This is a genomic window from Streptomyces sp. NPDC040410, assembly GCF_055595715.1.
This window is the reverse complement of sequence record NZ_JBVIVK010000055.1, coordinates 1-5,504: the sequence shown is the minus strand read 5'-3', so window position 1 is coordinate 5,504 and position 5,504 is coordinate 1. Positions and strand designations below refer to the sequence as shown.

At 71.8% G+C, this 5,504-nt stretch carries 1 protein-coding gene; it reads right to left on the bottom strand.

The window, feature by feature from the left end; translation table 11 throughout:
- Positions 1–5,504, bottom strand: a 5,504-nt coding sequence (locus ACZ562_RS38170; RefSeq protein ID WP_471189283.1) for an amino acid adenylation domain-containing protein, incomplete at both ends; no start/stop codon positions are given.

The window sequence follows — 5,504 nt, the reverse complement described above, 5'->3', positions numbered from 1 at the left end:
GCCACATAGTTCGCCAGCGACCCCTGCGTGACCCCCACGCCCTTCGGCGTCCCCGTCGAACCCGACGTATAGATCACATACGCCAACCCCAACGGATCAGCTGCGGGCAGGGCCACAGCCGCCGCCTCCGGCAGCTCGTCCATCCACAGCACCGGGACACCGAGGGCACCCTCCGGCAGATCCACCTCACGGTCCAGCAGAACAACCCCCGCGCCACTGTCCGCGAGCATGAACCCCAGCCGCTCGGCCGGCACCCCGGAATCCATCGGCAGATACGCCGCACCCGCCCGCCACACACCCAGAATCGCCGCGATCATCCGCGCACCCCGAGACAGGCACAGGCCGACCACCGACTCCCGGCCCACACCCAACTCCAGCAGACCCACCGCCACCCGGTCGGCCTCCGCGGCGAGCTGCCCGTAGGTCAGCCCCGCCCCCTCAGCGACCAACGCCACCTCATCCGGGGAATCCGCCACACGCCGCAGGAACCGCTCCAGGACACTGGCGTCCGCCGCAGTCGTCGCCGTGTCATTCCACTGGTCGAGCACAAGGTCCCGTTCCTGGGTGTCCAGAACCTCCACCGCGCTCACCCGCGCGTCCGGCGCGGCGGTCACCGTGTCCAGCACCCGTGTGAACCAGTCAGCCATGCGCGCGGCCGTCGACGCGTCGAACAGGTCGGCCGCCGCTGTCACCGCCCCTCGCAGACCGGCCGGCCTGCCCTCGGCGTCGAACATCTCGGCGACGGCGAAGTTCAGGTCGTACTTCGCCGGCTCCGGTGCCGCCCCGTCGAGCGGGCCCGTACCGGCGCCGCCGGTGCCCCCGCCCGTGCGTACCTCGGGCAGTTCGAGCGATGCCTCGCCCGTGTTCTGGAGGCTGAGGAAGACCTGGAACACCGGGTGCCGTGCCAGGGACCGGGACGGTGCCAGTTCCTCCACGAGGCGTTCGAAGGGCACGTCCTGATGGGCCAGCGCCCCGAGACTCGCCTCCCGCACCCGGCCCAGCACCTGACGGAACTCCGGGTCGCCGGACAGATCGGTCCGGATGACGAGGGTGTTGACGAAGAAGCCGACCAGGTCGTCGAGGGCCTCGTCCGTGCGGCCCGCGATCGCCGAGCCGATGGGGATGTCGGTGCCGGAGCCGATCCGGGAGAGGGTGACCGCCAGCGCGGCCTGGAGGATCATGAAGACGGTCACGCCCTCGGTCCGGGCCAGCTCCGTCATCCGCTGGTGCACCTCGGCCGGTACCGGCAGTGCCACCCGGTGGCCCTGGTGGCTAGCCATCGCGGGGCGCGGCCGGTCCGTCGGCAGCGCCAGTTCCTCCGGAGCACCGGCGAGCGTCTGCCGCCAGTACGCCGTCTGCCGGGACAGCAGACTCTCCTGGTCGGACTCGTCTCCGAGCAGTTCCCGCTGCCAGAGGGCATAGTCCGCGTACTGCACCGGCAGTGGCCGCCAGTGCGGTGCCTCGCCGCGCAGCCGTGCCGCGTACGCCGTGGAGAGGTCCCGGCCCAGGGGGCCCATCGACCAGCCGTCACCGGCGATGTGGTGCATCACCACGACCAGTACCTGCTCGTCGGGGCCGGTCTCGAACAGCGATGCCCGGACCGGCACCTCCGCCGACAGATCGAACGCGTGGCGCATCGCCCGCCCCGTGACTTCGGCCAGTCGGCCGCGTTCGACCTGTTCGATGTGGAGTTCCCAGTCCAGGTCCCGCGGGTCGAGTATGTGCTGATACGGCTGGCCGTCGACCGCCGGGAAGACGGTGCGCAGCGACTCGTGCCGGGCGATCACATCGCGGAACGCCTCCTCCAGCACCGCGGCGTTGACCCCGCTCAGCCTGACCGGCATCGGAATGTTGTAGGTCGGGCTGGGTCCTTCGAGCTGGCCCAGGAACCACAGGCGTCGCTGCGCGAACGACAGCGGCACCCGCTCCGGCCGCTCCCGGGCCCGCAGCGGCGTACGGGCCTGACCCGCGCCCTCGGCCAGGTGAGCGGCCAGGGCGGCCACCGTCGGGAACTCGAAGAGTGAGCGGACCTCGGCCTCCACGCCCAGCACCACCCGGATCCGGGAGATCAGCCGGACCGCCAGCAGGGAGTGCCCGCCGAGCTGGAAGAAGCTGTCGTCCACCCCGACCGACTCCAGCCCCAGCACCTCGGCGAACGCGGCGCACAGGATCTCCTCCTGGGCGGTTGCCGGGCCCCGGCCCGCGCCGGCCGCGTACTCGGGCGCCGGGAGCGCCTTGCGGTCCAGCTTGCCGTTGACCGTCATCGGCAGCTGCGCCAGCCGGATCACGGCGGCGGGCACCATGTAGTCGGGCAGCCGACGTGCCACGAACGCGCGCAGAGCTTCCGGGTCGTCGTCGCCGTCGGGGTCGGCGGGGACGACGTAGGCGACGAGGCGCCGGTCGCCGGGGATGTCCTCGCGGGCGACGACCGCGGTCCGGCGGACGTCGGGGTGGGTGAGGAGCAGGGTCTCGATCTCGCCGGGTTCGATACGGAACCCGCGGACCTTGACCTGTTCGTCCGTCCGGCCGAGGAAGACGAGTTGCCCGTCCGGGGTCCAGGTGGCCAGGTCTCCGGTGCGGTACATCCGCTCCCCGCCGGTACCGAACGGGCACGCCACGAACCGTTCCGCGGTCAGGGTGGTCCGTCCCACATATCCGCGTGCCACACCGGCGCCCGTGACGTACAGCTCGCCGGGCACCCCGGCGGGTACCGGGCTGAGCGTGTCGTCCAGTACGAACACCCGCGCGTTGGTGATCGGCGTACCGATCGTGGGCTGGTCGCCGGGCGCGAGGGGCGCCGACATCGTCGCGCAGACCGTGGTCTCCGTGGGGCCGTAGGCATTGATCAGCCGCCGCCCCGGCGCCCACCGTTCGACGAGCGCGGCGTCCAGCGCCTCACCCGCGGAGACGAGGGTGACCACCGAGGCGAGGTCGGCGTCGTCGAGCGTCCGAAGGACGGCCGGGGGCAGTGTCGCGTGGGTGATGCCTCGGTACGTGTCCCGGCCGACGAGAGCGCTGCCCGGCGTGTGTTCATCGGCCGGCGCCAGGACCAGGGACGCGCCCGAGCACAGCGTCACGAACACTTCCGACACCGCCGCGTCGAAGCCGACCGACGCGAACTGGAGTACCCGCGAGCCCGGTTCGACGGCGAACCGCTCGCTCTGCGCGGCCACCAGGTTGACGATTCCGGCATGGGCCACCGCCACCCCCTTGGGGGTGCCCGTGGAACCCGAGGTGTAGATCACATACGCCAGCGCGGCCGGGTCGATCACCGTCTCGGGCACGGTCAGGGGACCGTCGCCCAGCGGTGCGGAGGTCGTCGGGTCGTCGACTGCGACCAGCGGCACCCGGCCGACCGGGAGGTCGTCCAGGGTTTCCCGCGTGCCGAGGACGAGCTGTGTACCGCTGTCGGCCAGCATGAACGCGACCCGGTCCACCGGAAGCCTGCGGTCTACCGGCAGGAACGCCGCTCCCGTCTTCAGCACGGCGAGGATCGCCGTCACCAGTCCGGCGCCGCGCGGCAGGCACAGACCGATCACCGACTCGGGCCCCACTCCGATACCGAGCAGATAGCCGGCGAGACGGTCCGAATCGGCGTCCAGTTCCCGGTACGAGACTTCGACGCCGTCCGCCGCGACCGCGACGGCGTCCGGACGGGTCCGCGCCTGCCGCCGGAACAGCTCCACCACCGACGCGCCGGGCACCTCGGCGACGGTGTGGTTCCAGCCGCCGACCAGCAGTTCGCGCTCCTCGGTCGCGAGGATGTCGACCGCGCCCAGCCGCACGTCCGGCGTCTGCGTCACCGCTTTCAGCACCCGGGTGAACCAGCCCGCGAACCGGGCTGCCGCGGGCTCGTCGAACAGGTCCGCGGCGACGGTCATCACCCCGGTCCAGCCCGCTGCCCGGCCCTCGGTGTCGAACTGCTCGACCATCACCACATCGAGGTCGAACTTGGCGGGCAGCGGCACCGAGGCGTCGGCGGAGGTCCCACCGCCGCCGGGTCCGCCCGGCGACTGCGCACCGGCCTGCTCCATGTTCTGCACGGTCAAGGTGACCTGGAACAGGGGGTGGCGGGCCATCGCCCGCTCGGGTGCGAGTTCCTCCACCAGCCGTTCGAACGGTACGTCCTGGTGGGCGAACGCCCCGAGGCTCGCCTCCCGTACCCGCCCCAGTACCTGCCGGAACTCCGGATCACCGGTCAGGTCGGTGCGGATCACCAGCGTGTTGAGGAAGAAGCCGACCAGATCGTCCAGTGCCTCGTCCCCGCGTCCCGCGATCGGCGACCCGATGGGGATGTCGGTACCGGCTCCGACCCGGGACAGCGTCACCGCCAGCGCGGCCTGCAACGCCATGAACGCGGTGACACCTTCGGCGCGGGTCAGTTCCGTGAGCTTCCGGTGGACATCGGCCGGCACCCGGAATCCGACGGCGTGCCCGCGATGGCTGGCCACCGCCGGGCGTGTGCGGCTCACGGGCAGCGGCAGCTCCTCCGGCGCTCCGGCCAGTGTGTGCCGCCAGTACTCCACCTGCCGGGACAGCAGACTGTCCGCGTCTTCCGGGTCACCCAGCAGCTCCCGCTGCCAGAGGGTGTAGTCGGCGTACTGCACCGGCAGCGGCGCCCACTCGGGGGCCCGCCCCGCCAGCCGTGCCTGGTAGGCCGCGGTCACATCCCGCACCAGCGGGCCACGCGACCAGCCGTCACTGGCGATGTGATGCACGACCACCAGCAGCATCTGCTCGTCCTGGCCGGTCGTGAACAGCCACGCCTTGATCGGCGGTTCCACCGACAGGTCGAACGCGTACCGCATCGCCCGGCCCATGGCGTCCGGCAGCTCCTCGCGGGCGACCTCGGACACCTCGAGCTGCCAGTCCAGGTCACGCGGGTCGAGGATGTGCTGATACGGCTCGCCGTCCACCACCGGGAAGACCGTCCGCAGCGCCTCGTGCCGGGCCATCACATCCCGGAACGCCGACTCCAGTACGGCCGCGTCCACACCGTTGAGCCGCATCGGTGTGGGGATGTTGTATGTCGGGCTCGGCCCCTCCAACTGACCGAGGAACCAGAGCCGTCGCTGCGCGTACGACAGCGGCACCCGCTCCGGGCGTTCGTCCGCAGCCCGCAGGGGCGTCCGCGCGCGTCCTCCGCCCTCCTCGGCCAGCTTGGCCGCGAGGGTGGCCACCGTCGGCGCCTCGAACAGCGTCCGTACCTCGATCTCGACGCCGAGCACGACACGGATCCGGGACACCAGACGGACCGCCAGCAGCGAATGCCCGCCCAGGTCGAAGAAGCTGTCGTCGACACCGACGGACTCCAGGCCGAGGACATCGGCGAAGGCGGCGCACAGCGCTTCTTCCTCCGGCGTGGCAGGCCCTCGGCCGCCACCACTCGCGTACTCCGGCGCCGGCAGGGCCTTGCGGTCGAGTTTGCCGTTGGCGGTCAACGGGAGTTCCGGGAGGGTGACGACGGCGGCCGGGGCCATGTGTTCGGGCAGCCGCGCGGCGAC